The sequence below is a fragment of the Desulfosporosinus shakirovi genome (assembly GCF_020595055.1).
Classification (GTDB): Bacteria; Bacillota; Desulfitobacteriia; order Desulfitobacteriales; family Desulfitobacteriaceae; genus Desulfosporosinus; species Desulfosporosinus shakirovi.
In genome coordinates, this window is sequence record NZ_JAJDOO010000076.1 from 1 (window position 1) to 4973 (window position 4973).

Genomic DNA, 4973 nt, shown 5'->3' on the forward strand with positions numbered 1-4973 from the left:
CGTGTGGAGCTGACGGGTACTAATCGGTCGAGGGCTTGACCTAAAACAAGAGGTCAGAGGTCAGAAGCCGGAGGTCAGAGATGAGGTCAGGTGAAAGACAGACGATTTCAGGATTGTTACAACTGGGTGAGTGGCTCAAATTCTAACGACACTACTAGAAGAAGACTCTGTGCAGTTTTGAGAGAACAGCTATATAAGGATAACTTCTTTATTTCTTGTTTTCGAAGAAAACAATTCGAGTTCGAACGACGACTATCGAACCACGAATTGCATCTGGTGATCATGCCGGAGGGGTTCCACCCGTTCCCATATCGAACACGGAAGTTAAGACCTCCAGGGCCAAGGATACTTGGAGCATAGCTCCTGGGAAAGTAGGTCATCGCCAGGTAAACAAGAGAGAGACTATCTCTAACGAGGTAGTCTCTCTGTGTGTAGTTATACTGTAACTTAAGATACTTGGGTCCGGGGTTCCACCCGTTCGATCCACACTGCAGGAGAATGCGTTATGAGTCGCAGTGTGGAGAAAAGCTCATCCGCTTTTCGTATCGCTAGGTAAACATGCGAAAAACTACCTTTAATGAGGTAGTTTTTCTGTGTATATGTCACATTGCAGACACTATATACAACATGAACACATAACATGTCCCAAGGTAAAAGGAGCTAATATTCTAAGAACAGAGTATTAGCTCCTTTTATTGCTGAATAAACCTCGGGTCCTCTGTTCGATTCAAACTGGTAAGAGTATAGAGGTGAATTGAATGATAACAATTATCATTTACATGGCAAAATAAATGTAGTAAAATATGAAGAGTAACGTGGTTCAAAGAAAGCTTATCAGGATTTTAATGCAACATAATTAGTCGTTGATCATGCAAAGTATAGGTGTTTTTGACCTTTTAACATCTTATATTGCCTTATATAATAAGGATAATAAATTTTTTCCAAGCGCGGCGGAACTTATAAAAAAGTAAAAGAAGTTCAGTCTTTAGTTGATAATTGTTATCGAGATGCTCAATAATAAAATATGAAAGGATTGTTGTTTCAGTGAGGGTGACAGCGAAAGATATAAAATATTGGAGCGATACATGTGATAGAAAAGCGATTGATGAAGAGGTAGCTCAAGGGGCTAACAAAATATATGGTAATTTACAAAAGGGCGAGGTAGGCAAAATCTCTAGGATTTATGATTTACAGGCGACTGCAGGGAATAGAGGTTTCGTTTCGGTTAGCTCAGAAGATATTTGGGGTGATGGACAGTGGTTAAGTTACTGGGAAGAAAGAATGAAGGCTTTTGGTGTGGTAGTGCAGCCTGAGGGTTTGATTATGAACAATAAGGGTAATTCGAATGAATAATAATGTAAAAGTTGATGAGAAAGTGAATATCGTGAGTCTCCAAAATATTCAGGATGACGAGGATTATTTATGCTCGACCATAGCTTACTGGACGGCACCAACCATTGCAGGGAGAAAACCGTCCAATCTGCTTTCTTTCTCGCATAATTGCCGTGATCTTTACAATCTTTGGGAAGCCAATAAAGAAGAAATAGCTGCTAAGCTACAGCTAGAATACATTGAGATTAGAAAATGCCCCAGAAGGGTTCTTGTTATCTTCTTTAATAGGTTACTGTTAAAACAAACTTTATTGAAAGAAAAAAACACAAATTTTCTCAAAGCCTTAGGATATCCGAATGAGTTAGTTTTGAATGAGTACCTATCTTTGCTTCAAAGGCGATTCGAAATGTCTTGTCCGCACGAAGTTGGAATTTTTCTGGGTATTCCACTGGAAGATGTTGTTGGCTTTATTCAAAATGGAGCTAAAGGTTGCTTGCTAAATAGCTACTGGAAAGTATATCATAATCCCGAAAAGGCTAAGTTGATTTTTGCCTCTTATGATAGGGCTAGAATAGATGTGTTTCACTCACTCTTAGATGGGAAGCGAAGTTTCGCCCCAATTCAGGCATAGCGATAGTTGCTTATTACTTTATATAGTAAGAAAAATACAAAGAAATATATTGAGAATTCATTGTAGAAAAAGGAAAAGGGATAGCAAAAGCAGGATAATTGGCTTTGTGACAGACCTAGATTTCCAGTCCTCAAAGGTGTTTATCGAGTATTTTTTTAAAATCCTCTGAATTCACTTGCACTACGTCCAAAAAGTTCGTTTTTGCTTTTATGCCCAATAACCCTCTGCACTCTCGAAAACACAATTGCCCTGGACACGATCCCAATCGGAATGAGAATTAAAGACTAGGAGTGGATGCTATCTGGTTTAAGAGATATTCCTTTATAGTATCCATAGATAGCGGACCTAAGTGCATATCACACAATACATAATAATGATCTGGATATCTGTAAGGGGTGGAAATTTACTGTATTATAACTCGGTAATAATTTTCTTCGAGCAAGTCTTTGATTGTTTGTACTTGGTCTGGATTGATAGTTTCTAACTCGAGCTCTACCTTGGCATAACTGATTGGTACATCCAAGGTTTCCCTTCGGTGTGTAACTGCCAGGACATTGGCCCCCTTGCTTGCAATTAACTGTAAAAGTTGCGCAAGAGCGCCAGGTCGATCGTTAATGACAGTCGTAAGAAAACACTTTCGCCCATTCTTAATAAGTCCTTTGTCGATCGTGCGCGCAAGGACGTTAACATCGACGTTTCCTCCACTCAAAACCGCAACTACTTTACGATTTTTGTAATGAGTTAGACTATGTATAATCCCTGCGACTGCAGTAGCACCAGCACCTTCCGCAACCACTTTAGCGCTTTCTAAGAACAGAAGCATTGTGCTAGCTATTTCATCATCGTCGACGGTTACGATATCGTCAACATATTGGTTTACAAGTTTAAAAGTTAGATCACCGGGTGTTTTCACGGCAATACCATCAGCAATACTTGGAATGCCATCGATTGTCATTACGCGATGATTGGCTATCGATTCTAACATTGAAGGATTATTTTTACTCTGTACCCCTATTATTTTTATTGAAGGATTTAAAGTTTTTAGTGCTAAGGCTACGCCTGAAATCAAGCCACCTCCGCCAATGGGTAAGACGACGACTTCAACGTCGGGTAGCTCATCAAGGATCTCTAAAGCAATGGTTCCCTGACCTGCAATTACCAGTGGATCATTAAAGGGATGAATAAACGTTGCTTGGGTTTCTGACTGAATGCGTCGGGCCTCATTATAAGCTTCGTCATAGACTTCACCGTAAAGAATGACTTCTGCACCATACTTGCGTGTTGCAGTTACTTTGGAGAGAGGAGCATGCAAAGGCATGACAATGGTTGACTCGATCCCATAAATAGTTGCAGCTACAGCAACACCTTGGGCGTGATTACCTGCAGAAGAGGCAATTACCCCATATTTTTTTTCCTTGTCAGTTAAATTAGCTATTTTGTTGTAAGCTCCTCTGATCTTAAAGGAACCGGTGCGTTGAAGGTTTTCCATCTTTACGTGGACTTGATTACCGCTAAGACTACTCAAGATGGGATTGTGGACTAACGCTGTTTTATAGGAAATTCCTCGGAGTGTTGCTTTTGCCTTTATAATGTCTTCTAGAGAAATGTCCATAGTTTAGTTCCTTTCTGAGAGTATACATATTTCACTTATTATAATGTTCATTTAGAGTAAAACCTATGAGGAAGATATAATGGAATCAAATGGATTGTGGTTATCTAATTTCTTTACTGGGCCTGGAAAAGTATACAGATTGAAGGAAATCGGATAAATTACTTTTTCAAAATTATTTTGGAAATTAAGGAAAAAAATATTGACAATTATTTACTACAAGTCTATAATAAATTATATTAATAATAAATTAATAATTATTATTAATAAATAGTTATTAATTTTGAATCTACCTAGTGTTTAAAGAAAAAATATGAGGAGGTTTTTAGTGTGGAAAATGAGAATTTTAACAGGATGCCTTTGATAGGAGACGAAGCACCGTCTTTTAAGGCAAGAACAACCCAGGGGGATATTAACTTTCCGGAAGATTATAAGGGAAAATGGGTAATTTTATTTTCCCATCCTGCGGATTTTACACCAGTCTGCACGACTGAGTTTATGACATTTGCAACGATGATTGATGAGTTCAAAGAGCTTAATACTGAACTGATAGGACTTTCAGTAGATTCCTTATATGCACATATTGCTTGGCTTAGAAAGATTCAAGAGCTTGAGTATAAAGGTATGAAAAATGTAGAGGTTACATTCCCATTGATAGAAGATATAAAAATGGATGTTGCAAATAAGTTTGGTATGATTCAGCCAGGGCAATCCGATACACAGGCAGTAAGAGCAGTATTTGTTATGGATCCGAAAGCTAAAATACGTTGCATCCTTTACTATCCCCTTTCTACTGGTAGAAATTTTGATGAAATTAAGCGAATAATTCTTGCGCTTCAAAAGGCAGATAAAGATGGAGTTGCAACTCCTGCAGACTGGAGACCTGGAGATGACGTTGTTGTTCCAACAGCAGGATCTTGTGGCACTGCAAAAGAAAGAATGGAAAAACAAGAGGATGATACTTATTGTCTTGACTGGTTCATGTGTTTCAAAAGAGAAAAATAATGCTTAGACTTTGATTGTTAACCATGTTAACCGCTGATTGAACTGCTGTGTGCAACTCATTCAGCGGTTAGTTAGCTATTTATATGACTTATACTGCCAGACTAAAAAAAGGGAATTAATACAGTTTTCATGCAAATTAAAGTATGTTGTAGTAGAGGAGTAGTAAGTAGAGAGTAAATAGAGTGAATAGATGTAATAACAAAATAAAAAACAGTTGACAGTACGAGATAAATGAGGTATTCTGACAAAGCGCCTAAACGATGCGCGGCGGTTAAAATATAGTAGGAATCCGAACTGTTCAATCGAACAATGTAAATTAGCTATTGACAACAATCGTTGAGAATGCTAAGATACAGTTCCGGCCTAAACAGCCAAAGAAAATGATGGTCTTTGAAA

General features: G+C 38.2%; 4 protein-coding genes and 1 rRNA gene. 4 read left to right on the plus strand and 1 reads right to left on the minus strand.

Features of this window, described 5'->3' with window-relative positions:
• The first annotated feature begins 272 nt into the window (after positions 1-272).
• From rrf to LJE72_RS25730, 3 genes are all read left to right on the plus strand, one after another.
• Positions 273-388: ribosomal RNA gene (rrf, locus tag LJE72_RS25720) — 5S ribosomal RNA — on the plus strand.
• A gap of 662 nt (positions 389-1050) precedes the next feature.
• Positions 1051-1353 carry an NADPH-dependent FMN reductase family protein gene (locus LJE72_RS25725; protein ID WP_229250985.1) on the plus strand — a complete coding sequence of 101 codons (303 nt, stop codon included), beginning with the start codon at positions 1051-1053 and terminating at the stop codon, positions 1351-1353.
• Positions 1346-1963 carry a DUF3793 family protein gene (locus LJE72_RS25730; protein ID WP_229250986.1) on the plus strand — a complete coding sequence of 206 codons (618 nt, stop codon included), beginning with the start codon at positions 1346-1348 and terminating at the stop codon, positions 1961-1963. Before LJE72_RS25725 ends, LJE72_RS25730 begins: the two co-directional genes overlap by 8 nt.
• Positions 1964-2366: 403 nt before the next feature.
• Here LJE72_RS25730 and ilvA read toward each other — a convergent pair whose 3' ends face one another.
• The gene (gene ilvA, locus LJE72_RS25735; RefSeq protein ID WP_229250987.1) at positions 2367-3575 is read right to left on the minus strand and encodes a threonine ammonia-lyase; all 1209 of its coding nucleotides are present in this window, start codon (positions 3573-3575) and stop codon (positions 2367-2369) included.
• A 327-nt stretch (positions 3576-3902) separates the two neighbouring features.
• Here ilvA and LJE72_RS25740 point away from each other — a divergent pair, with 327 nt between their 5' ends.
• The gene (locus LJE72_RS25740; protein WP_396391963.1) at positions 3903-4577 is read left to right on the plus strand and encodes a peroxiredoxin; all 675 of its coding nucleotides are present in this window, start codon (positions 3903-3905) and stop codon (positions 4575-4577) included.
• Positions 4578-4973: the final 396 nt, after the last annotated feature.